Raw genomic sequence first — 23,501 nt, 5'->3', positions numbered from 1 at the left:
TTAAAACTCTCTACGAGCACATTTAAGTTCAGCTGAACATACAACTACGCCATCAACTTTAGCAACGCCGTTAAACGATGCGATACCACGACGTTCTTTTAAGAATTCAACTTCGATAACCAATTGATCACCTGGTACGACTGGCTTACGGAATTTAGCTTTATCTACGCTAGCAAAATAGTAAAGCTCATTACCCGAAGGTGAACCAAAAGATTTAAATGCAAGAAGACCTGTTGCTTGTGCCATTGCTTCTAAAATCAACACACCTGGGAATACTGGAAGCTTTGGAAAGTGGCCCGTAAACTGAGGTTCATTAACAGAAACATTCTTAATCGCGGTAAGTGTTTTTGCTTTTTCAAAGCTAGTCACACGATCAACCATTAAGAATGGGTAGCGATGAGGTAATAGTTCCTGAATTTCAGTAATGTTCATCGTTGTCTGTTCAGTAGTCAAAGTCGTATTCCTATGTATATTCTTTATTTAATTAAAAGGATTATAAACGAAAAAGACTCGCTGTACGCGAGCCTTTTATTAGAAATGCTGGAATTATGATTCCGCACTCTTCTCGATAAGTTTTTCAACGGTTTTCAGACGCTTGTTCATTTCATCAATACGATGTACACGCGTTGCCGTTTTACGCCAATCTTTATTTGGCTGTAAAGGAATACCCGAAGAGTACATGCCTTTCTCAGTGATGCTGCGCATTACCATCCCCATACCGGTGATTGTAACGCCGTCAACGATTTCAATATGACCATTAATCACACAACCGCCACCAATAATACAGTACTTACCTATCGTCGTGCTGCCAGCCACAATAGTACCACCAGCAAGAGCTGAACCATATCCGATGTGAACATTGTGAGCAATTTGAAGTTGGTTATCTAAGATAACGTTATCTTCAATCACTGTATCGTCCAAAGCACCGCGGTCGATAGTCGTACACGCGCCGATTTCTACGCGGTGACCAATACGAACTGAACCGACTTGCGGTATCTTAACCCACTCACCTTTCTCGTTCGCATAACCAAAACCATCAGATCCGATAACCGTGCTTGATTGAATCAGACATGCTTCGCCAATCACAACTTCATGGTAAATGCTAACATTAGCCCACAGCTTAGTGCCGGTGCCAATTTTTGCGTTTTTACCAATGAAGCAGCCAGCACCGATGCTCACGTCATCACCAAGTACCACACCAGACTCAATCACAGCATTCGCACCAATAGACACATTTTGTCCAATGATCGCATCACCTGAAATTGAAGCTGAATCAGCAATAGCCGCAGCAGGTGCAGGAGTAGTATCAAGCGCTTGAGCCACTTTAGCAAACGCAACGTATGGGTCATTAACCACAATCACGTTAGTCTTACACAGTTCACGCTCACTCTCTTTGACCATAATAGCGGATGCTTTACAGTCACCTAAGTGCTTGCTGTACTTCACGTTAGAAAGGAACGTAATGTTACCTTCTTGCGCTTTATCCATAGGAGCAACTGCTGAAACGGTAATAGTCCCGTCTCCATGTAGCTCTCCACCGGTAATTGTTGCCAATTCGGCTAAAGTCAGGTTCTTCATAAAAACTTATTTCAGTGCTTTAATTACTTTCTCAGAGATGTTGTATTCTGGCTTGCCGTATTGCAAAGCTTGAATATCAACGATCATGTCGTAGCCTTCTTTCTCTGCAACTTTTGTTACAGCATCTTGAATCACTTTGAATAGCTTCTGCTTCTCTTGTGCTTCACGACGTTGGCTTGCTTTTTCTAGTGCTTGAGCTTTGATTTTGTACTTGCTATCTAGTTGACCGACTTCGATACGAAGCTTCTCAACTTCGTCAGGACCTAGTAGCTCGCCATCACGCTTAAGCTTTTCAATCTTCGTTTTGGCTTCAGCTTGAATACTTTGTAGCTCAGCCGCTTTGTCTTTGAACTCTTCCTGCATTTTTTGAAGAACAACTTCGCGTTGAGGTAGAGCCTGGAATACTTGTGCAGTGTTTACATAACCCACTTTTTGCGCAGCTTCTGCCGCTGTTGCAAAGAAAGAAGAGCTAAGAACCACAAGGCCTAAACCTGCTGCTTTAATCATATTTTTCAAAATATTGTCCTTTAAATATTAGAAAGTTCTACCAATGGTGAATGAAAAGAATTCTTCGTCATCACCTTCGTAAATTTTAATTGGTTTCGCTAGAGAGAAAACCAGTGGGCCCATCGGTGACATCCATTGAAGCGCGGCACCATAAGATGAGCGGTAGTTTGTTGGATCAGAGTAGTCGTAGTAATACTGGCGGCCACTATTAGGTGCGCCGCGATCTACGAATTCAGTATCCCATACACTTGCCATGTCAAAGAAGACACTGGTTCTGATCTGACTACGAGCTTCGTCAGAAGCAAACGGTGTTGGTACGATTAACTCTAAACTTGCCAAAGCAACCGCGTTACCACCAACTGAATCATCGGTTGCAGAACTGTAAGTCGGGTTGTTCCCCGTACTGCTTCCGTAAACTGCTTTTGGGCCCGCTGAGTTAGAGCCAAAACCACGTAAGGTTGTAAAGCCACCCGCGTAGTAGTTCTCGTAGAATGGGAACAAGTTATCGTTACCATCCGTTTGACCATAACCATTACCATAGCCTAATCGGCCGCGCATCAATAGTGTGAACTCATGCTTTTTGGTCAGCGGGATGTAATGTTTTACATCATACTGAGCTTTAAAGTACTTAGCATCAGAACCTGGTACTGTCATTTTAGCGAAAGCACGTTGGTGGTTACCCTCGGTAGGGAAGAAACCACGGTTCAGATTGTTACGAGTCCAAGAGATATTGATGTCAAAGTCATCGGTTAAGATGTGTTCGTCACCATATTGATCAATACTTCGTGCAAACTGTTCAACCTGAATATAAGTCGGAACATTACCGATCTTGTTGTGCGTGTAGCCGACACCAAACTCAATACGGTTCAGCTCATCCATAGGGAAACCCCATGTTAGGCTTGTACCATAACTTTGGTTGGTATAATCGACAATACCCGCTTCAGATGCTTCAAATTCGTTATAGAAGACCTTACCACCTAAACTCACACCATCAAGGTTCCAGTATGGGTCACGGTAATCTAAGCTTATATTCTTTTGATAATCATTCATCATGGCGCTTACGCCAACGCGGTTACCTGAACCTGCAAAGTTGTCTTGTTGTAGGCCAACTTGGAAGCTCACACCTGACTCAGTACCATAACCGACACCAAAGTTAATGCTGCCCGAGTTCGCTTCTTTAACGTTGTAAACCAAATCGACTTGGTCTTCGCTGCCAGGAACACGAACCGTTTGTACATCTACGGTTTCAAAATAACCTAAACGGTTCAGGCGACTCTTACCGGTATCGATTGATTTCGAGTTGAGCCAGCTGCCTTCCATTTGACGCATTTCACGACGTAACACTTCATCTTTAGTTGAGTTGTTACCCGTAAAACGAATATCGCGCACGTAGATACGGCTACCCGCTTCTACATTGATAACGAGCGAAACTTCTTTCGTCTCGTCATTGAATTCTGGAATAGTACGAACTTGTGGGTAAGCATAACCAGACTCACCCAGAATACGTTTTACGCCTTCTTCTAGTGAAGTCACAGAGGAGCCGTTGTACGTATCGCCATCTTCAAATGGTACTAGAGCATCAAAATCCGCCTCGCGACCAATAAGCTCACCACGAAATGCGACATCTTTAACGGTGTAAGCTTCACCTTCATCAATACCCAGCGTGATATAAACGCCTTTCTTATCAGGAGAGATAGCAACCTGTGTTGAGTCCACTTTAAATTTAAGGTAACCACGATCAAGGTAGTACGATTTCAGCGCTTCTATATCGCCGGCTAAGACTTGCTTCTGGTACTTCTCATCCGCAAGGAAGTTCCACCATGAAACGTCTACATTGAGGTTGAAACGGCTAAGCAGGTCAGCATCAGAGAAAACTTCATTACCGATAAAGTTGATTTGCTGAATCTTAGCGGACACACCTTCAGTAAACACAAACTTAAGGTCTGAACGGTTACGCGGCAAAGGCGTGACTACCGCCTTAACTGTCGCGTTGTACTTACCAACACTGTAGTAAAAGTCTTCAAGACCTTTCTCTATATTACTCAGCGTTGTGCGGTCAAGCGCTTCACCTTCACGGACACCAGACGCATCAAGGTTCTGCTGAAGCTGCTCTTCTTTGATCGCTTTGTTACCAGAGAATGAAATACTTGCAATGGTTGGTCGTTCTTGAACTTGAACAATCAATACACCTTCATCACGAAGTACTTTAACGTCCTCAAAGTTACCTGAAGCATACAATGCACGAATGATCTCAGATACGTCGCCTTGATCCACTTCATCGCCAATACGCACTGGCATTTTCAGTAGAGCAGCACCAAGTGCAACACGCTGTAAACCTTCGATCTTAATATCTTGAACTACAAAGTTTTGTGCTCCGTTCGCAGCCACACTAGTGGCCAATAGACTTGCGAACAGAATTTGCTTAATCGCCATACTTATTCTAATTATTCCTTGCTACTACCAATGCCTGTGAGAAACCATTCACAGACGAGTAAAATCGTTAAATATTGCCAGAGCCATCAAAGAGAAGAGGATTGCCCCTCCCACTCTGTATCCCATTTCCTGAACTCTCTCAGATACCGGTTTACGAGTAACGGCCTCAATAGCGAAAAAGAGCAAATGTCCGCCATCAAGCATAGGCAGCGGAACTAAATTAATAATACCCAAGTTAACACTAATCAGAGCCAAAAAGCCTAAGAAGTAAACCAGACCATAATCGGCGGTTGTACCTGCACCTTTAGCGATTGAAATAGGGCCACTCAAGTTGTTTAAGCCAACATCGCCAACGATGAGCTTCTTAAGCATTGTCAGCGTCAAACCGATGATTTGACCTGTTTTATCAAATGCTTTTCCTACAGACTCAACTACACCAAATTGTAACTCAAAGCGATAATCTTCTGGCCATTCTGCGACTTCCGGAGCAATACCCGCATAGCCGATTGTAGAGCCATCAGAAAGCTCTCGACTTTTTGGCGTCATAACTAATGACTTCTCAATACCATTTCGCAACACGACCATGTCCAATGAGGTCATTGGGTTTGCACGAATGAGGTCCACAACCGACTGCCACTGTTCAATAGATTGCCCGTTGATCTCAACAATTTTATCGCCGGCTTCTAGCCCTGCATGATATGCAGCGCCATCATCAATTACTTGAGCAAGCACTGTCGATATCTCTGGAGAGTACGGTCTAAAACCAAGCGTTGTCATTGCAGATTCAGTTTCTGGGTTGAACGACCACTCTGAAATATCCAATGTCATTTGCTGTTCAAAGCCGATATCGTCTTGAGAAGCAACCGTTACTGTCATGGATTGATCACCTATATGAGATATCAACCCCATATTAACTGATTCCCAATCTGCGGTTTTGATTCCTGAAACAGATTTAAGTTCCATCCCAGTTTCAATTCCGGCTTGTGCGGCAATAGATTGCGGAGCGACTTCACCAATTACGGGCTTAACCGCTGGCACACCGATCAAAAATACTAACCAATACGCGAACACCGCAAAGATAAAGTTGAATGCAGGCCCAGCCCCCACAATCGCGGTTCGCTTCCAAAGTGGCTTTTTGTCAAAAGCGTACTGCTGTTGTCCTTCAGAGATATCATCAACGCGACCATCAAGCATTTTAACGTAGCCGCCCAGTGGGATCATTGACAGGCTATATTCAGTACCATCACGGCCAACTTTGCTCCAGATTGATTTACCAAAACCGATCGAGAATTTTTCAACTTTTACACCACAACGACGAGCGACCCAGAAATGTCCAAATTCATGAACAGCGACCAGAATGCCAAGCGCTACAATAAAAGATGCGAAGTTCCACAGAATTCCACTCATGTTAGTTGCTCTTTAATAAATTGAATGGCTATTTGACGAGACATATTATCTAGCTCGAGAAGGCTTTCCAAGCTATCTAAGCTCTCAGAGTTATGTTGTTCACATACTTTGCTCATAACATGTTCGTTAATGACAGCAATATCGGTAAACTTCACTTGATTACTCAAGAAAGCATCGACTGCAATTTCGTTTGCAGCGTTAATTGCCGTTGTTGCATGTTGCCCTAGATAGCAGGCTTCAATCGCTAACCTCAAACACGGATAACGACTAAAGTCTGGTTCTAAAAAGGTCAGCTCGCTCACTTTAGTGAAGTCCAAAGGCTTAACACCGGCTTCAGTACGAGCAGGGTAAGACATCGTCAAGGCGATTGGTGTCGCCATATCGGGTTCGCCCATCTGAGCAAGCACAGAACCATCCTTATACTGGACCATAGAGTGAATCACAGACTGAGGGTGAATGATGACCTTTAACTGCTCCTGAGAGGCATTGAATAACCATTTAGCTTCAATGTACTCTAAACCTTTGTTCATCATAGTCGCAGAGTCGACAGATATTTTAGGCCCCATAGACCAGTTGGGGTGTGCGATCGCTCTTTCTGGTGTCACTGACTCAAGCTCTTCAATATCGCTATAGCGGAAAGGACCGCCAGAGCCCGTCAAGAGAATATGGTTGATACCGTTCTCTTCCAAGTCACAACGACCTAGATTAGTTTGTACGTTTTGCGGCAGACATTGAAAGATAGCGTTGTGCTCACTATCAACAGGAAGAAGCTCTGCACCGTATTTTTCCACAGCGTCGATAAACAACTGCCCAGACATCACCAAGGCTTCTTTGTTAGCCAGTAAAATACGCTTACCCGCTTCAACCGCAGACATCGTAGGAAGTAATCCCGCCGCACCAACAATCGCAGCCATTACTGTATCCACTTCATCTAGGGAAGCGACCTGACACATGCCTTCAGCTCCTGAAAGCACTCGCACGTTCGGGTAATCCGCAGACAACATTTCAACCAACAGAGACGCTGCATCAGGGCAAGCCATAGCAACATAGCTTGGTTGCCACTTTTCAACGAGTGCCAGCATCTTTTTAACATTCGATCCAGCAGCCAATGCCACAACCGAATAGAGGTCTGGGTTTTGCTCAACGACTTTTAGTGTACTTGCACCAATTGAGCCGGTAGCGCCAAGGATAGTTAGATTTCGCATCACATATGACCGTAGAAATGTAATAAAGGGCAGAATCACTGCCCTTTTTATTAGAATGCTAAATAAAGCAGAGCAAAGACAGGGAATGCAGCCGTTAAGCTATCTATTCTATCAAGTATACCACCATGACCAGGAATCAGATTACTGCTGTCTTTCACCCCAGAAACACGCTTAAACATGCTTTCAACAAGGTCACCAAGAACAGAGATAACGACGGTCACAAGAGTAATAACAATCATGTGGAAAGGGCTTGTAAACTGGATGTCAAACAAATCAGCAAAGATCCAAGCCACGATCACCGCAGTAATAATGCCACCAACCAGACCTTCAATCGTCTTATTCGGGCTTACCGCTGGCGCCATTTTACGCTTACCAAAACTCTTTCCTGCAAAATAAGCACCACTGTCTGCAGCCCACACCAGCAAGCAAACGAACATCACTAGTTTTGCACCATGGTAAGGGTCAACATCGATACCATTAGCACGCAAGATAACCACGCTCCAGAAGAAAGGAAGCAGAGTCAGGACACCAAATGCATGACGGAGTAGCAATGAACCTTTCCATGCAGGCATAGACTTAGGGTAAGTCACTGCCATACCACTCGCTATAACCCACCAAATCGAGCCAATAGTTAGAATGGCGTAGTGAGCACTAGATAAGTTATTAAGGCTAAATGCATCAAAAGGAATAAAAGCAAAACTTGCAGCACTTATAACAACTGTTGGAATCAACGCTAAATAACGCGATTTACTTTCAACAAATTGAGTCCACTCCCAAAAACCCAACAGCGCAATGACTGATAGTGAAAGAATAAAAGTGGGAAGTGATAACTCAAAAATACCTAGAATAACTAGGGGAGCCAAAATCAACGCCGTAATAATTCGTTGTTTCAAACCAAAAAATCCTTATTAACTGTCCATCAGAGCTTTAATTTGCTCGCCGGTGCATCCAAAGCGACGCTCACGGTTTACAAACCAAGTCACAGCTTCAACTAAGCTGTCTTCATTAAAGTCTGGCCAGAATTGTTCAGTGAAATACATTTCAGCGTAAGCCAACTGCCAAAGCATAAAGTTGCTAATGCGGCACTCACCACTGGTACGAATAAGTAGATCAACCTCAGGAATATCAGACATCGTAAGGTGTTGTGTAATCATAGCTTCATCAATGTCTTCTACATTAATATTGCCAGACTTTACCTTTTGAGCAATAGAGGTCATTGCTTGCTGAATATCCCACTTTCCGCCGTAGTTAGCCGCAATATTAATAACCATACCGGTATTAGTGCTAGTCAAAGCTTCCGCTTCTTCTATCTTCTTTTGTAGTCGATCATTAAAACGACTTTTATCACCAATAACACGAAGTTGTAGATTATTCTTATGAAGCTTTTTCACTTCGCTCGACAGCACTGAAATAAACAGTTCCATCAAGATTCCGACTTCTTCTTCAGGACGACGCCAGTTTTCACTACTAAATGCAAATAAAGTAACGGCTTTAATGCCAAGCCTGGCAGCAGAAGAGATGGTTTTACGAACAGCCTGAACACCGTTTTTATGGCCAAAGACGCGAGGTTTGCCCTGAGCTTTTGCCCAGCGGCCATTGCCGTCCATGATGATAGCAATGTGTTTAGGAAGAGAGTCTGTGAACGCTTGAGAATTATGCATAAAAGAGTGAATCAAATTCTAATAGTCGAACAGAGTAGCATAAAAAAACGCTGAACAGTGAGTACAGCGTTTTTCCGGAAAGAAAAGAATATGGGAAGTTAAACTTCCATCAACTCTTTTTCTTTAGTGGCTAGAACTTCATCTACGTTCTTAACCGCAGCGTCAGTTAGCTTTTGAATTTCGTCTTGTGCTTTACGATCTTCGTCTTCAGAGATTTCTTTATCTTTAAGAAGCGCTTTTAGATCGCCATTCGCGTCACGACGGATATTACGGATAGCAACACGGCCACCTTCAGCTTCGCCACGAACAATTTTCACGAGGTCTTTACGACGCTCTTCCGTTAGCGGTGGAAGTGGAACACGAATAACTGTACCAGCTGACATAGGGTTTAAACCCAGGTCAGATGTCATGATCGCTTTTTCTACTAGAGGCGTCAGTGTTTTATCAAACACTGTAATTGCTAGTGTTCGCGCATCTTCTGCAATCACGTTCGCGACTTGAGTCAAAGGCGTTGGTGCACCGTAGTACTCCACAGTAATGCCAGAAAGTAAGCTAGGGTGAGCACGACCCGTACGAATCTTTTGCAGGCTGTTTTTTAGTGCATCAACACTTTTTACCATGCGCTCTTGAGCGTCTTTTTTAATTTCGTTAATCACAATTTCACCTTGATTATGTTCTTTCTTCAAGAAAGCTTTTTATTTGGAGTGATAAGGATAAGCTTACTGAAGTAGAACACATCAGTAAGCCCGAAAAATTAGTCAGCGTCGCTGATTAATGTACCTTCAGTTTCACCCATAACCACGCGACGTAGTGCGCCTGGTTTATTCATGTTAAATACACGGATTGGCATTTTGTGATCACGTGCTAGCGTAAATGCAGCCAAATCCATTACTTTAAGTTCTTTATCAAGAACTGTATTGTAAGACAACGTATCATACAGCTCTGCTTCTGGGTTTGCTACAGGGTCAGCAGTAAATACACCATCTACCTTTGTCGCTTTTAGAACGACGTCAGCTTCGATTTCGATACCACGTAAACATGCAGCAGAATCCGTAGTAAAGAATGGGTTACCAGTACCAGCAGAGAAGATCACAACACGACCTTGACGTAGTTGACTGATTGCGTCTGCCCAATTGTAGTCGTCACACACACCTTTAAGAGGGATTGCTGACATTACACGTGCATTCACATAAGCACGGTGTAGAGCGTCACGCATTGCAAGGCCGTTCATTACCGTTGCAAGCATACCCATGTGGTCACCAACAACGCGATTCATACCGGCTTCAGCAAGACCAGCACCGCGGAAAAGGTTACCGCCACCGATAACAACACCGACTTGAACACCTAGTTCAACCAATTCTTTTACTTCTTGAGCCATACGATCCAAGATCGTCGGGTCAATACCAAAACCTTCTTCGCCTTGTAGTGCTTCACCGCTAAGTTTTAACAGAATACGTTGATACGCTGGTTTAGGGTTCGTAGTCATGGAGTTTACCTTCCAAAGAGTTGTGATTAACAGTCATGGATAAAAACTGAAGATGTCAGTTCGCATTCATAACCGCTAACATTGCGAGCAAAAAATAAGTCACTATTCATAAAAAGACCGCAGCAATTGCCACGGTCTTTTTTCAAACAATACGCTAAGGATTAACCTTTTTGTACCGCTGCAACTTCGTCAGCGAAGCTCATTTCAGCAGTTTTCTCGATACCTTCACCAACTTCTAGACGTACGAAGCTAGATACTGAAGCGCCTTTCTCTTTAAGGATAGCGCCAACAGTTTGCTTAGGCTCCATGATGAAAGCTTGACCAGTTAGAGAGATTTCGCCCGTGAATTTCTTCATACGGCCAACAACCATTTTCTCTGCGATTTCAGCTGGTTTGCCTTCGTTCATAGCGATTTCAACTTGAACTGCTTTTTCTTTCTCAACTACGTCTGCAGGTACGTCTTCTGGGTTTAGGAACTCAGGACGTGATGCAGCAACGTGCATTGCAATGTGCTTAAGAGTTTCAGCTTCGCCTTCACCAGCAACAACAACACCGATTTTCTCACCGTGACGGTAAGAAGCTAGAGCAACACCTTCAACGAATTGTACGCGACGGATGTTGATGTTTTCACCGATCTTAGTTACTAGTGCGATACGCGCGTCTTCAAATTTAGCTTGAAGATCTGCGATCTCTAGACGCTCTGCTAGAGCAACTTCAGCAACTTCGTTAGCGAATGCAAGGAAACCTGCATCTTTAGCAACGAAATCAGTTTGGCAGTTAACTTCAAGAAGAGCAGCAGCGCCGTTTGCTTCTTTGATGATGATTGCGCCTTCAGCCGCAACGTTACCAGCTTTTTTAGCTGCTTTTGCTGCACCAGATTTACGCATGTTTTCAATTGCTAGCTCGATGTCGCCTTCAGCAGCAACAAGCGCTTTTTTACATTCCATCATGCCCGCAGCTGTGCGTTCACGAAGTTCTTTAACTAGAGCTGCAGTTACAGTTGCCATTCTCTATTCCTCAGTAAATTCTAAAAAAGATAAAAAACAGGGGCCTCATTAATTGGCCCCTGATATTGACTGTATTCAGTTCCTCAAGCCATCTATTATGATTACTTAATGTGAACTAAATATGGCTCAGAGCCGCTATTATTCAGCTTCTACAAAACCGTCTTTTTCAGCAGCTACAGCAGCAACATCTTTGTTACGACCTTCTTTAACCGCGTCTGCAGCAGCATTTAGGTAAAGCTGTACTGCACGGATTGCATCATCGTTACCTGGGATAACGAAGTCAACGCCGTCTGGGTTAGAGTTAGTATCAACAATAGCGTAAACTGGGATACCTAGGTTGTTTGCTTCTTTAACTGCGATGTGTTCGTGATCAGCATCGATTACGAATAGAGCGTCTGGTAGGCCGCCCATGTTCTTGATACCACCAAGAGACTTCTCTAGCTTCTCCATTTCGCGAGTACGCATTAGAGCTTCTTTCTTAGTAAGCTTGTCGAAAGTACCGTCTTGAGCTTGCGCTTCAAGTTCTTTCAGACGCTTAATAGACTGACGAACAGTTTTGTAGTTCGTTAGCATACCGCCTAACCAGCGGTTGTTAACGTAGAACTGGTTGCTGTTGATAGCAGCTTCTTTAACAGCTTCAGATGCAGCGCGCTTAGTACCAACAAAAAGAACTTTACCTTTCTTCTCGCCAACTTTAGCGATTTCAGCTAGAGCGTCGTTGAACATTGGTACAGTTTTTTCTAGGTTGATGATATGTACTTTGTTACGAGCACCAAAGATGAATGGCTTCATTTTTGGGTTCCAGTAACGAGTTTGGTGACCGAAGTGAACACCAGCTTTAAGCATATCGCGCATTGATACAGTTGCCATTTTAAAATCCTCTATGGGGTTAGGCCTCCACATCCCCCATGAATCCGACCCCTAACAACTAACCACTTTTCAGCCGTTATCTGCGTTGTTGAGGCACCCCGGAACATGTGTCGGAATGTGTGTGATTTAAAGAAATAAGTTAGTGGACACAAGCTTGTTTCGCCAATTGGAGAAAACAGTCCTGACGTCCGGCGCGCTTTATACCATATTTTGTCTATCTGTGGCTAGCAAAAATTCTAAGAATGGCAACGACTATAATGAACGTTATCATCCGTTTTTACCTATAAATAGCGGCCTAAACCATTCACATCAACATCATCAAACAGAACGTTATTAACTTAGTTTGGGGTGTTTCCACCAGCATTGAATGGGCATGGGAATGTTGCGCTAAAATGCTGCACTGCTAGAATAGCCCAAATATGCACACTTAGGTGCTACCCAATTAAGAGATATGCAATGGCTGTAAAAATTAAAACTGCTGAAGAAATTCAAAAAATGCGCGTCGCTTGTAAGCTGGCTTCTGAAATTCTAGAGATGATCGAACCTCATATCCAAGTAGGTACAACGACAGAAGAGCTAAACCAAATCTGTCACGACTACGCAATGGAAAGAGGCGCATACTCAGCACCACTTGATTACCACGGTTTCCCTAAGTCAATCTGTACGTCTATCAACCACATTGTGTGTCACGGTATTCCAGCATCACAAGACGAGACGGGTAGCACGGGTCAATTCAAACCTGCGGTACTAAAAGATGGCGACATTCTGAACGTTGATATCACGGTAATCATACCTGATGACGAAAACGCAGACCTAAGCGTTCGTCCACAAGGTTACCATGGTGACACATCTAAGATGTTCTTAGTTGGTGATGTATCACCGGCAAACAAACGCCTATGCATGGTTGCTCAAGAAGCCCTTTACGAAGGCATGCGTCAAGTTAAGCCTGGAGTTCAACTTGGTCAAATCGGTACGGCGATCGAGAAGTACATCAAAACAAACAATAAGAATAACCCACGCGCTAAGTTCTCGATCGTAAAAGATTACTGCGGCCACGGCATTGGTTCTGAGTTCCACGAAGATCCACAAGTGGTTCACTACAAAAACAACGACCGTACCGTGCTAAAAGCGGGGATGTGTTTCACTATCGAGCCTATGATCAATGCGGGTAAGTTTGGTTGCCGCCTAGATGACGAAGATAGCTGGACAGTTTATACGGCAGACAGCAAGAACTCTGCTCAGTGGGAACACACTCTCGTTGTTACCGATACTGGCTGTGAAGTACTAACACTACGCAGCGATGATACCATTCCACGTATCATGAAAAACGCTTAGCTCATCAAACCGAGCGCACCAGCCTTTTAAAAATATCCTCGCGTTGTCGAGGATATTTTTTTATCCGCTCAATTTCGATTTTCCATCAGCTTCTGTTAAATTGTTTACTATTCTCATTTGCTTGCACGGATAGCAGACTATGCCTTATCAATGCCCTCTTACGTTCAATGACGAACAAATTGAAATCTGCGAATTGAAAAATCAGCTCGAAATTTTCACACAGTTTCAAAAAAATGAATTTCTAAATCATCACCCAGTCACCGACTTGGTATTCTTACGATCCGAGTACATGGACTTGCTCCTTAATCGATTGTGGGAACATTTCGGATTCAATAAACTCCCACATATATCACTCGTAGCGGTAGGTGGTTATGGCCGTGGTGAACTACACCCTTTATCCGACATTGATATCTTAGTCGTCTCGCAAAAGACACTACCAAATGCATTTGGTGAAAAAGTCAGTCAATTCATCACCCTACTTTGGGATTTGAAACTCGAAGTCGGCCATGCAGTACGAACAGTTTCAGAGTGTATCGAGATTGGTATCGACGATTTAACGGTTGCAACCAATCTACAAGAGTCGCGTTTACTGTGTGGCAGTGAAGACACTTTTCAAGAACTGAAATTGAAGATTCATTCCGATTCTTTTTGGCCAAGTGAGAACTTTTATAAAGCCAAGATTCAAGAACAAAGAGAACGCCATGCTCGCTATCATGACACCACTTACAATCTAGAACCTGATATTAAATCGACCCCTGGAGGCTTGAGAGATATCCATACGCTAAGCTGGGTTGCACGTCGACACTTTGGTGCAACTTCTTTATTAGAGATGAGTAAGTATGGCTTTCTTACCGATGCCGAATATCGTGAGTTAGTCGAGTGCCAAGATTTCTTGTGGCGCATTCGCTTTGCACTTCATATTGAATTACGCCGTTACGACAATCGCCTCACGTTTGCACATCAAGCCCAAGTCGCCGAACATCTAGGTTATACCGGTGAAGGAAACCGTGGTGTCGAGATGATGATGAAAGAGTTCTATCGAACCCTTCGTCGCGTAGCAGAGCTCAACAAGATGCTGCTTAAACTGTTCGATCAGGCAATAATCAATGGCGGTGAAACACAAGAAGCTGAGATTCTCGATAATGATTTCCAACGTCGAGGGACATTGATCGAAGCGCGCAAGCCCGCCCTATTCCAGGCTCGACCGGAAACGATTCTCGATATGTTCATCCATATCGCAAACGACTCTTCCATCGAAGGGGTTAGCCCACCGACATTACGACAGCTACGTACTGCACGCCGTCGACTCAACCGTTTCTTGCACACCATTCCTGTAGCACGTGAAAAGTTCATGTCGTTGGTTCGCCACCCTAATGCACTGCATAAAGCATTTAGTCTGATGCATAATTTAGGGGTGCTCTCGGCATACTTACCGCAGTGGAGCCAAATCGTTGGTCAAATGCAGTTTGACCTTTTCCATGCTTACACCGTTGATGAACACAGTATTCGTCTTCTCAAGCACATCAACCGTTTCAGCCAAATTGAGAACCATGACAAACATCCTATTTGCTGCGAAGTGTATCCACGCGTTCAGAAGAAAGAGTTACTCATTCTTGCGGCTATCTTCCATGATATAGGTAAAGGGCGTGGCGGAGATCACTCAGAGATTGGTGCCGTCGAGGCTTACTCTTTCTGTATTGAGCATGGATTATCTAAACCAGAAGCCAAGCTAGTATCGTGGTTAGTACAAAACCACCTATTGATGTCTGTCACCGCTCAACGTCGTGATATTCAAGATCCTGACGTGATCACAGAGTTCGCTAAAAAAGTGCGCGATGAAGAGTCCTTAGAGCTGTTGGTTTGTCTAACCGTCGCAGACATTTGTGCAACGAATCCAGATCTATGGAACAGTTGGAAACGCACTTTATTGGCTGAATTATTTCATTCAACACAAAGAGCACTACGCCGTGGTCTAGAAAACCCGGTCGATGTCAGAGACCGTATTCGTCACAATCAACAAATGGCTTCCGCATTACTGCGTAAAGAGGGCTTCACCGCTCGTGAAATTGAAGTACTTTGGCAGCGTTTCAAAGCCGACTACTTCTTACGTCATACGCACAATCAAATCGCTTGGCACTGTGAACACCTACTTCGCCTCGAAGACCCAAGCCAACCCTTGGTGCTGATCAGCGAAAAAGCGACTCGTGGTGGTACTGAGGTGTTCGTTTACTGTAAAGACCAAGCAGCACTTTTTGCAACTGTGGTTGCAGAACTCGATAGACGCAACTTTAATGTTCACGACGCGCAAGTCATGCTCAGCAAAGATGGTCACGTTTTGGATACCTTCGTTGTGTTAGATCAGCATGGTGAGGCCATTGATGAAGCAAGGCATAAAGCGGTCGCCAAACACTTAACCCATGTTCTATCAGATGGGCGTCCTACTAAGATAAAAACACGTCGTACACCACGTAACTTGCAGCATTTTAAGGTAAAAACTCGAGTTGAGTTCCTACCAACCAAAAGTAAAAAACATTCCTTGATGGAACTGAAAGCATTAGACACTCCAGGATTATTGGCTCAAGTAGGTGCGACCTTTGCGGAACTAGATATCAATTTGCACGGAGCGAAAATCACCACTATAGGTGAACGAGCAGAAGATTTGTTTATTCTAACCAGTGAAGCGGGAGGCAGGCTTTCAGAAGAACAAGAGCAAGCGCTAAGAGAAAGATTAACGGAACATGTTTCTGAACTCGCACCTTAGAAACTCAATGTAGCTCCCAAAAATAAGCAATCCGAGAAATCAGATTCAATAATCTATTGAGCGTGGGTAAAGATAGAGAGCGATCTTGCCCACAACTTACAATCAATTCCCAGATATCAACTATCTAGCTTATCGTTAGGCTGCTACATTAATTAAGTCAATTACATAAAAGTACTACACTCATAAACTAGAGGTCACTTATGTATCCAAACCTCACTGGCTTAGGTATCCACGAACCTAAGCAGATTGAACGTTACTCCCTTCGCCAAGAAGCACACAAAGACATTCTCAAGATTTACTTCCGTAAACAGAAAGGCGAACTGTTTGCAAAAAGCGTTAAGTTTAAATACCCAAGGCAAGTAAAAAGTGTGCTTGTTAGCGGTGGTAACAATCAATACAAAGAAGTGACAGAGATAAACCGTAATCTCACGCTTGTGATTGATGAACTGAACAAGATCACCAAACCAACACCAACCACTGAGATGGATGTGAAGCAGAAAATTTTGACTGACTTACGCCACTTAGAGAAAGTAGTCTCGAGTAAGATCTCAGAGATCGAAGCCGATCTAGAAAAGCTAAAATGATCCCCGCAATGGCTGTTAGCCTATGATACTCAAGCTTCACCGTTCAATAGCACAGAAGTTCAAAAGGGTTGATATTCCTATCAACCCTTTATTTTTATTCATCTTTTATTTGGACACTCAAGCTTGAGCATCTAATAACTTTATATCCCAATCAAAGGTTTCAAACAACCTTAGCCACGTTTCATCAAGGTTAGCCTTCATCACTAACTCTTCTTGGGTAAAAGGATGAATGAATCGCAACTCAGACGCATGCAGTAACAAACGATGCGAATCGAGATCATCACGAAACAGTCGGTTGTGCTTACCATCACCATGGGAAGTATCGCCCACGATTGGGTGTCTTAAATGAGCCATGTGACGACGCAACTGATGTTTGCGACCTGTCTTTGGCAACATCTCAACTAAGCAATAACGACTGGTAGGAAAGCGGCCTGTTGAATATGGCACTTCTACTTTTGCTAACGGTTCATAGACCGTCACCGCCTCTTGCGCTTCTTTGTCTTCTTTTGCGAACTTATCCGCAATCTTATCCAGTTCAACCTTGAGTGCGTAGTCTAGAGTATCACCCGCCTCTATCCAGCCTCTAACAATTGCATGATAGGTTTTCTGCATCTCATGGTTAGCGAACATTGGCATCACCTCAGAGGCAACCTCGCTCGACAGCGCAAACACCAATACGCCAGACGTTGGGCGGTCTAAGCGATGCAGAGGGAATACGTGCTGACCAATTTGATCACGCAGTGTTTGCATCACAAATTGAGTCTCGTGTTTATCCAACCATGAACGATGCACTAGCATGCCCGCAGGTTTATTCACCGCGACAAAATACTCATCTTGATAAATGATCTCTAACATTACGCGCATACCTCATCAATGCTCTGAATCGTCACTAGCAATTCGGCCTTACTTGCCTCATTTTTCCACACTTCACCAAAGTAAGGATGAATCGCGAAGCCCTTTGGTAGACTCATTTGTGCATTCATCATTGCGTTAATCTTAACGATAAAGATCCACTGCAACCACTCTTCCGGTTGCAGAGAATCAATCGCGAAAGGCTCAACACTGGCTAGAGCTTCGTCCGAAGGTGGAACATCACTCCACAGCGAACATTGGCGCATTTGTTGTTCTAATTGTTGAAGTAAAATAGGTAACTTTGTGGCTGCTGTCATTTTTCACCAAGTTATTTATCTAGTGACCTTGAAATTGGGGCATAGAGTACCATCTATTGAGGAAAGAAAGTTAGGAGCTTTATTGCTATGGAAACAATTCACACGCTCACTCAGTTGCTTAAGAATAGCGGTTGCCAATACGATATCTACGACCTAGGTCGTCGCATTCAGAAGATCGACAACACCTTATTTTCTGATGTTGAGCAAGGGAAACAGCCGTACCCGTTCCCACTTCAAAAACAAGCTCACTTAGCCATTAGCTACTGGAACGAACACAAACAGCCATGGATTTGGTTTCTAAAATTCAAACTGGATGAAAGAGGCCTGTTGCATCAAGGTGATGTGGGTAATTTCCTGAAGTTTGTTATCGAAGCAATGGGCACACGTTTGAACGGCGAGATCAGCGAGGAGCAACAACAAAAGCTGTCAAACAACCCTTATACCTTTAAGCCTTCTGAAGACAAAATGGCCGTGTTCCATAGCCAAGTAAGAGCTGGTTTAGACCTCGCGACGAGCCAATATTACGAACACGCTCAGCATTACTTCACTGGTGAGCTAGGCTGGGATAACTGGAAAACGGTTGGCCTGCAAGGCATCACAGATATGTGTGCTCGCTTAGGTAGCCAGCAAAACGGTGTCGCGATTCGCAAAGCGCTAAATAAACTGCCATCAGAACCTCTATACGCCACACTGGGGGCACTTGAACATACGCAAATCAATGACAAGCTCGCGCAACGTTTGCAAGAAATGGCAGAGAGTCAGATCACAAGTAAAGAGCCGGACCTATTCTTGCTGTCTGCGTTGGTTCGTGCCCTTTCAGGTGCAGAACAAGGGATCACGAATAACATCATTAACCAAGTTCTGGCTAGCCCACGCTTGAGCCACCAAGAAGTATTAATTGGTTTAGCGGGTCGCAGCTGGCATGCGCTACAAGATCCTGCGATTGCTGAGCAATTCTTGTTACGTCTCGCACAAACGGGCAACCAAAACCTATTCAACCAATTATTTGCAGATTTAGTGATGATTCCGACGTTGAGAATGGTATTTTTACCTTTACTGAACTCAAACCCATCGCCTGAGCTTGCTAATGCCTTAGTTGAACTACAGCAAGCGGCAAAGGCTCAATAACTCGTAAAAACAAGATCAAATCACGATTGGAATAAAGAGATAAAAGGAAGTATGGATTAAATGATAGATAACTTATTGGCTATTTTAATGCTGTGCTTCTTTTGCTTTTTATTTTGGCAACAGCGCAGGCAATCAGAGCTTGCGAAAACTGCCATTGCGAGAAAGTGTAAAGAACTAGACTTACAGTTGCTAAGTGTCGCTTTCAGTGGTCATAAGCTTAAGATGCGCCATGAATTGACCACGACTTGGCGCTGGCACACTGTGTACCAATTTGAATTTTCAGCGTTAGGTGATGACCTGTACCAAGGCAAGCTGACCATGGTTGGCTTCCGCTCGATGCGGTTTGAGCTACAGCCCCATCGAATGTAACGTCACAATACGCTGTATAGCGATACTCAGAAAAAGAAAAGCCCCGACACCGAAGTGTCAGGGCTAGGGTCTTACTCGCAGCAGTCCGGCTACTAATTAATGCTCCATGCATCATCCATAATAGTGGCTGTAATCCTTCAGCTCTTTCCTTTACTTCGCCATCCTAGCGGTGTCCAATCATCCTGAAAGCTAACAATCCTAGTTAGCGCACATAACTTGTTCCCTGAGCGGTGTCCTTTACATCGTCCTGATGCGAATCCAACCCTTTAATCCCAAAGGTGTCCATTGTCATTCCGTTGCAGCTAACTTCCTGTCAACTGACTGTCTCCCTACAATGTCCTACGCTCCATGCTTGATCACTCAATCCTAAATGACCAAATCTTCATCCTGAAGATAACCAAATCCTTGGTGCTTTCCTGTTCCGTGTCAGAATCCTTCCGACAAGGTTTAATTTACGCGATTTACGATTTCGGACAATAGATTCTCATCACATTTCACATCTAACTGAGTTGTTAATTATATAAAACAACTAAAATTCAACATCTTACTCATATGCATATCAATCTCTCTAGAAATATATTCGTGTTATCTCACAGCGCTTGTAAGAGATCTCTCACACGTTATGGGCTGTTTTATGATTCGCTATCATTTGCTGGAGCGAGTAAAATGCACAAAGACTAAAAATGGAGGTCAACATGCTGACAAAAGATGTTTCTGAAGAGTTGAAATCGGTGCTTGAAGGACTGCAAGCACAAGGTAAAGAGCCAACCGTTGCGTTAGTGAAAGCTCGCATGAGTACATCGGTTCCAATGCCTGCTTTAATCACAACCATCAAGAGCTGGAAAAGTGCGAATCGCGTACCTAAAGTTGAAGTCGCGACACAAGAAGAGCCAGCACTAGACCGTGTTAGCCAACTGGAAAAGCAAATCCTTGAACTTACCGCTCGCATTGCCACGCTTGAAGCTAAGTTAACGGAACAATAAGTTAACTGAGCAATAAGCTAACTGGTCAATTAGGCAACAGAGCAATAAGTGACAGACAACAAGCTAACAGAGAAATAGAACACTATGAAGATATGGGTTGATGCGGACGCTTGTCCTAAAGTTATCCGTGAAACAATCGTACGTGCAGCAGAGCGCACAGGTGTTGAATGCACCTTTGTGGCAAACCATTTGGTTCCCGTTCCTAAGCGCAATAACATTCACTCAATTCAAGTACCAAGCGGGTTTGATATTGCAGATGATGAAATCGTAAAACGCACTGAACCCGGCGATCTTGTGATTACATCCGATATCCCCCTGGCTGACGAAGTGATCACCAAGGGTGGTCAAGCACTCAGCTCTCGTGGCGAGCTTTACACCAAAGAGACCATTAAAGCGCGTCTCAACATTCGTGATTTTATGGATACCATGCGTTCAAGTGGCATCCAAACGGGCGGACCAAGCACCCTTTCTCAAACCGACCGTCGTGAGTTCGCGAACCACTTAGATAGAATTCTAGCCAAACGCTAGCAGGCTCATCCGAGCTTAACCTAGTTCTATCTCTCTATAAAAAACAAAAAAACCTGCAAACAATGCAGGTTTTTTTATATCAATTAAGAGAAGGTTTCCCCTGCTCTACAACTAAGGCGTGTAGTACGTCGCCGCACCTGGGCCAACAGGTAGGCCAAATACGAATACCCAGATATAGAACATTAAGCTCCAACCAACCAAGAATACGATTGAGTATGGAAGCATTGTAGCAATCAGGGTACCAATACCTAGGTTCTTCATGTAACGCGTTGCTACAGCAAGGATAAGACCGAAGTAGCTCATCATTGGTGTAATGATGTTCGTTGTTGAGTCACCTATACGGTAAGCCGCTTGAATCGTTTCAGGTGCGTAGCCTACTAGCATTAGCATTGGAACGAAGATAGGTGCTGTAACTGCCCACTGAGCAGAAGCCGAACCGATCATAAGGTTGATGAAACCACACATTAGGATGAATGCGAAGAACAACATTGGACCCGTTAGGCCGATATCTTGTAGGAAAGTCGCGCCTGCAACTGCGAATACTTGACCGAAGTTAGTCCACTTGAAAAAAGCAACAAACTGAGCAGCGAAGAATACAAGTACGATGTACATGCCCATAGAGGACATAGACTTCGACATTGCATTGATAACGTCACGGTCAGTTTTCATTGAGCCGGTAACTTTACCGTAAACAAAACCAGGAACCGCGAAGAAGACAAAGATAAACGCTACGATACTTTTCAGGAATGGAGAACCTGAAACCGTACCAGCCGCTGAACGCAGAACACCATCAGCAGGAACAATCGTCCACGCAAGAAGAGCAGAAACGGCTAGCACAGCGATGCCCGCCAGCTTAAGGCCTTTCTTCTCAATTTCCGTTAGCTTGCCCATTGAATCGTTTGATAAATCTTCAGACGCTTCTTCGTCGTTGTATTTACCCAGTTTTGGTTCAACAATCTTCTCAGTTACAAATGCACCGGTAATTGCAATGAAGAAAGTAGAAACAAACATGAAATACCAGTTTGATTCAGGACCAACGCTGTAAGTCGGGTCGATCATTTGCGCTGCTGTTTGGGTAATACCAGAAAGCAGTGGATCAACCGTACCGATTAGAAGGTTTGCAGAGTAACCACCAGATACACCAGCAAATGCTGCCGCTAGACCCGCTAATGGGTGACGACCCAAAGAGTGGAAAAGCATTGCCGCAAGAGGGATAAGCACAACATAACCAAGCTCAGAGGCCGTGTTAGAGATAATACCGGCAAATACTACGGTTACTGTAACCATACGCTTAGATGCGCCCATTACCATGCCACGCATCGCCGCAGATAGTAGACCTGAGTGTTCAGCAATCGCAACACCTAGCATTGCAACCAGCACAGTACCTAGTGGCGCAAAGCCGACAAAGTTTTTAACGAGATTAGTGACGATGAGTTGTAAGCCTTCAGCGTTAAGTAAGCTTACAACGTGAATCATGCCGTCAGCAGCACGACCTGGCGCACCGTCTGGACGAGGATCCATAACAGACACCTCAAAATATCCAGCGATACCTGAAGTAACTAAAATTGCGACACAGAAGATTGCAAAAAGAGTAATTGGGTGGGGTAAAAGGTTCCCCAAATATTCAACGCCATCGAGAAAGCGGGTAAAAATAGGTTTCTTTGGCGAGTTGTTTTTTATTGAATCTGATGAACTCATCAGTTCCCTCCTTGTAGTGATTCCTGTGCAATTGTGACAAAAATGTTCAAATTGCCAGCGAAGGGTACGCGACAAAATTATCAATTAGAAATTCAAAATGTTACAAAATGTGTAACAATTGATGATTTTTAACTCTATTTGGACGATTAACTAGCAAATAAATCCACATAGAGAGATAAAACTAGATTTATAATTCAAAAGGACACATTCACTACAAATATAATTGACGATATAAGCCATTGATTAATTTAAAAACAAAGTTCGCCGTACTATAAAAAACACTTTATATTTAATAACCTTCCTCTCGAAGGAAAAGAAAAACTGACAAATGAATGAAGTTTGACTTTCCCCTCGTTTTTAAAGCTGTGTCACGTCGTATTGACTGACTATTTTTGAACCGCTTTAAATCTCGGATTGGACTTACAGATGACATAGAGGCGACCTCTGCGCTTCACAACCTGACAATCTGGGTGACGACTTTTTGCACTCTTAAGAGATTTAACCACTTTCATCTACTTATTCCCTTTACCTAATTGACCAAAACGACGAGTGAAGTTCGCAACACGTCCCTCTTTATGTAGCACTCTCTGTTTACCGGTATAGAAAGGGTGCGACTTTGACGACACTTCAATAGTGAAGTAAGGATAAGTATTGCCATCTTCCCATTCGATAGTTCGATCTGTTTTCAGCGTAGAACCTATTAAGAAGTACTCATCAACGCTGGTGTCATGGAATACCACTGTGCGGTAGTCCGGGTGGATATTCGGTTTCATTGTATTTCCCTAAAATAAT

Annotated in this window: 24 protein-coding genes; 7 read left to right on the top strand and 17 right to left on the bottom strand. The window is 43.7% G+C overall.

Going from position 1 to position 23,501, the window contains the following annotated elements:
- The 12 genes from fabZ to rpsB form a co-directional block, all read right to left on the bottom strand.
- Positions 1 to 453: a 3-hydroxyacyl-ACP dehydratase FabZ gene (fabZ, locus tag OCT63_RS02240; protein ID WP_029626974.1), complete on the bottom strand. Its 453-nt coding sequence runs from the start codon at positions 451 to 453 to the stop codon at positions 1 to 3.
- A 93-nt stretch (positions 454 to 546) separates the two neighbouring features.
- Positions 547 to 1,578 (bottom strand): UDP-3-O-(3-hydroxymyristoyl)glucosamine N-acyltransferase, encoded by a 1,032-nt coding sequence (lpxD, locus tag OCT63_RS02235; protein WP_161673821.1) that lies wholly within the window; start codon positions 1,576 to 1,578, stop codon positions 547 to 549.
- A 6-nt stretch (positions 1,579 to 1,584) separates the two neighbouring features.
- Entirely contained in the window at positions 1,585 to 2,085 is a 501-nt protein-coding gene (locus OCT63_RS02230; protein ID WP_017056311.1) for an OmpH family outer membrane protein, read from the bottom strand.
- Between the two features lie 27 nt (positions 2,086 to 2,112).
- Positions 2,113 to 4,518 carry an outer membrane protein assembly factor BamA gene (bamA, locus tag OCT63_RS02225; RefSeq protein ID WP_269983097.1) on the bottom strand — a complete coding sequence of 802 codons (2,406 nt, stop codon included), beginning with the start codon at positions 4,516 to 4,518 and terminating at the stop codon, positions 2,113 to 2,115.
- A 48-nt stretch (positions 4,519 to 4,566) separates the two neighbouring features.
- The gene (rseP, locus tag OCT63_RS02220; RefSeq protein ID WP_269983096.1) at positions 4,567 to 5,925 is read right to left on the bottom strand and encodes a sigma E protease regulator RseP; all 1,359 of its coding nucleotides are present in this window, start codon (positions 5,923 to 5,925) and stop codon (positions 4,567 to 4,569) included.
- Positions 5,922 to 7,130 (bottom strand): 1-deoxy-D-xylulose-5-phosphate reductoisomerase, encoded by a 1,209-nt coding sequence (gene ispC, locus OCT63_RS02215; protein WP_161752378.1) that lies wholly within the window; start codon positions 7,128 to 7,130, stop codon positions 5,922 to 5,924. Before ispC ends, rseP begins: the two co-directional genes overlap by 4 nt.
- 50 nt (positions 7,131 to 7,180) lie before the next feature.
- Positions 7,181 to 8,023, bottom strand: a complete 843-nt coding sequence (locus OCT63_RS02210) for a phosphatidate cytidylyltransferase (RefSeq protein WP_060468329.1) — start codon at positions 8,021 to 8,023, stop codon at positions 7,181 to 7,183.
- A gap of 15 nt (positions 8,024 to 8,038) precedes the next feature.
- Positions 8,039 to 8,791, bottom strand: a complete 753-nt coding sequence (locus tag OCT63_RS02205) for an isoprenyl transferase (protein WP_017056306.1) — start codon at positions 8,789 to 8,791, stop codon at positions 8,039 to 8,041.
- Between the two features lie 98 nt (positions 8,792 to 8,889).
- Positions 8,890 to 9,447, bottom strand: coding sequence for a ribosome recycling factor (gene frr, locus OCT63_RS02200; RefSeq protein WP_017056305.1), 558 nt, complete (start codon positions 9,445 to 9,447; stop codon positions 8,890 to 8,892).
- Between the two features lie 98 nt (positions 9,448 to 9,545).
- Entirely contained in the window at positions 9,546 to 10,277 is a 732-nt protein-coding gene (gene pyrH / locus OCT63_RS02195; protein ID WP_017056304.1) for a UMP kinase, read from the bottom strand.
- 161 nt (positions 10,278 to 10,438) lie between these two features.
- Positions 10,439 to 11,284, bottom strand: a complete 846-nt coding sequence (tsf, locus tag OCT63_RS02190) for a translation elongation factor Ts (protein ID WP_060468330.1) — start codon at positions 11,282 to 11,284, stop codon at positions 10,439 to 10,441.
- 138 nt (positions 11,285 to 11,422) lie between these two features.
- Positions 11,423 to 12,154 (bottom strand): 30S ribosomal protein S2, encoded by a 732-nt coding sequence (gene rpsB, locus OCT63_RS02185; RefSeq protein WP_032547899.1) that lies wholly within the window; start codon positions 12,152 to 12,154, stop codon positions 11,423 to 11,425.
- Positions 12,155 to 12,610: 456 nt separating this feature from the next.
- Here rpsB and map point away from each other — a divergent pair, with 456 nt between their 5' ends.
- The 3 genes from map (at position 12,611) to OCT63_RS02170 (ending at position 16,834) form a co-directional block, all read left to right on the top strand.
- Entirely contained in the window at positions 12,611 to 13,489 is an 879-nt protein-coding gene (gene map / locus OCT63_RS02180) for a type I methionyl aminopeptidase (RefSeq protein WP_060468331.1), read from the top strand.
- 139 nt (positions 13,490 to 13,628) lie between these two features.
- Entirely contained in the window at positions 13,629 to 16,250 is a 2,622-nt protein-coding gene (glnD, locus tag OCT63_RS02175) for a bifunctional uridylyltransferase/uridylyl-removing protein GlnD (RefSeq protein ID WP_060468332.1), read from the top strand.
- Positions 16,251 to 16,450: 200 nt separating this feature from the next.
- Positions 16,451 to 16,834: a DUF3461 family protein gene (locus tag OCT63_RS02170; RefSeq protein ID WP_017056299.1), complete on the top strand. Its 384-nt coding sequence runs from the start codon at positions 16,451 to 16,453 to the stop codon at positions 16,832 to 16,834.
- A 117-nt stretch (positions 16,835 to 16,951) separates the two neighbouring features.
- Here the strand turns inward: OCT63_RS02170 and truC are convergent, their stop codons facing one another.
- Positions 16,952 to 17,689: a tRNA pseudouridine(65) synthase TruC gene (gene truC / locus OCT63_RS02165; RefSeq protein ID WP_161678985.1), complete on the bottom strand. Its 738-nt coding sequence runs from the start codon at positions 17,687 to 17,689 to the stop codon at positions 16,952 to 16,954.
- Positions 17,689 to 18,003: a YqcC family protein gene (locus OCT63_RS02160; RefSeq protein WP_161752384.1), complete on the bottom strand. Its 315-nt coding sequence runs from the start codon at positions 18,001 to 18,003 to the stop codon at positions 17,689 to 17,691. Before OCT63_RS02160 ends, truC begins: the two co-directional genes overlap by 1 nt.
- 87 nt (positions 18,004 to 18,090) lie before the next feature.
- Here OCT63_RS02160 and OCT63_RS02155 point away from each other — a divergent pair, with 87 nt between their 5' ends.
- The 4 genes from OCT63_RS02155 (at position 18,091) to OCT63_RS02140 (ending at position 21,011) form a co-directional block, all read left to right on the top strand.
- Positions 18,091 to 19,131: a DUF3549 family protein gene (locus OCT63_RS02155; protein WP_269983095.1), complete on the top strand. Its 1,041-nt coding sequence runs from the start codon at positions 18,091 to 18,093 to the stop codon at positions 19,129 to 19,131.
- Between the two features lie 60 nt (positions 19,132 to 19,191).
- Positions 19,192 to 19,500, top strand: a complete 309-nt coding sequence (locus OCT63_RS02150; RefSeq protein WP_269983094.1) for a DUF3301 domain-containing protein — start codon at positions 19,192 to 19,194, stop codon at positions 19,498 to 19,500.
- A gap of 695 nt (positions 19,501 to 20,195) precedes the next feature.
- Positions 20,196 to 20,483, top strand: a complete 288-nt coding sequence (locus OCT63_RS02145) for a hypothetical protein (protein WP_060468337.1) — start codon at positions 20,196 to 20,198, stop codon at positions 20,481 to 20,483.
- A gap of 84 nt (positions 20,484 to 20,567) precedes the next feature.
- Positions 20,568 to 21,011 (top strand): YaiI/YqxD family protein, encoded by a 444-nt coding sequence (locus OCT63_RS02140; protein ID WP_017056293.1) that lies wholly within the window; start codon positions 20,568 to 20,570, stop codon positions 21,009 to 21,011.
- Positions 21,012 to 21,122: 111 nt separating this feature from the next.
- Here the strand turns inward: OCT63_RS02140 and OCT63_RS02135 are convergent, their stop codons facing one another.
- From OCT63_RS02135 to OCT63_RS02125, 3 genes are all read right to left on the bottom strand, one after another.
- On the bottom strand, positions 21,123 to 22,709 hold the full coding sequence (locus OCT63_RS02135) for an AbgT family transporter (protein ID WP_060468339.1): 1,587 nt from the start codon (positions 22,707 to 22,709) through the stop codon (positions 21,123 to 21,125).
- A gap of 386 nt (positions 22,710 to 23,095) precedes the next feature.
- Positions 23,096 to 23,221: a type B 50S ribosomal protein L36 gene (gene ykgO, locus OCT63_RS02130; RefSeq protein WP_017056291.1), complete on the bottom strand. Its 126-nt coding sequence runs from the start codon at positions 23,219 to 23,221 to the stop codon at positions 23,096 to 23,098.
- Positions 23,222 to 23,482, bottom strand: coding sequence for a type B 50S ribosomal protein L31 (locus tag OCT63_RS02125; protein ID WP_060468340.1), 261 nt, complete (start codon positions 23,480 to 23,482; stop codon positions 23,222 to 23,224).
- Between the last annotated feature and the right edge of the window lie 19 nt (positions 23,483 to 23,501).

This window comes from Vibrio sp. RW, from assembly GCF_027587105.1.
GTDB lineage: Bacteria > Pseudomonadota > Gammaproteobacteria > Enterobacterales > Vibrionaceae > Vibrio > Vibrio toranzoniae.
Note: the sequence above shows the minus strand (reverse complement) of the source record. Positions and strands in the feature narration are given on the sequence as shown.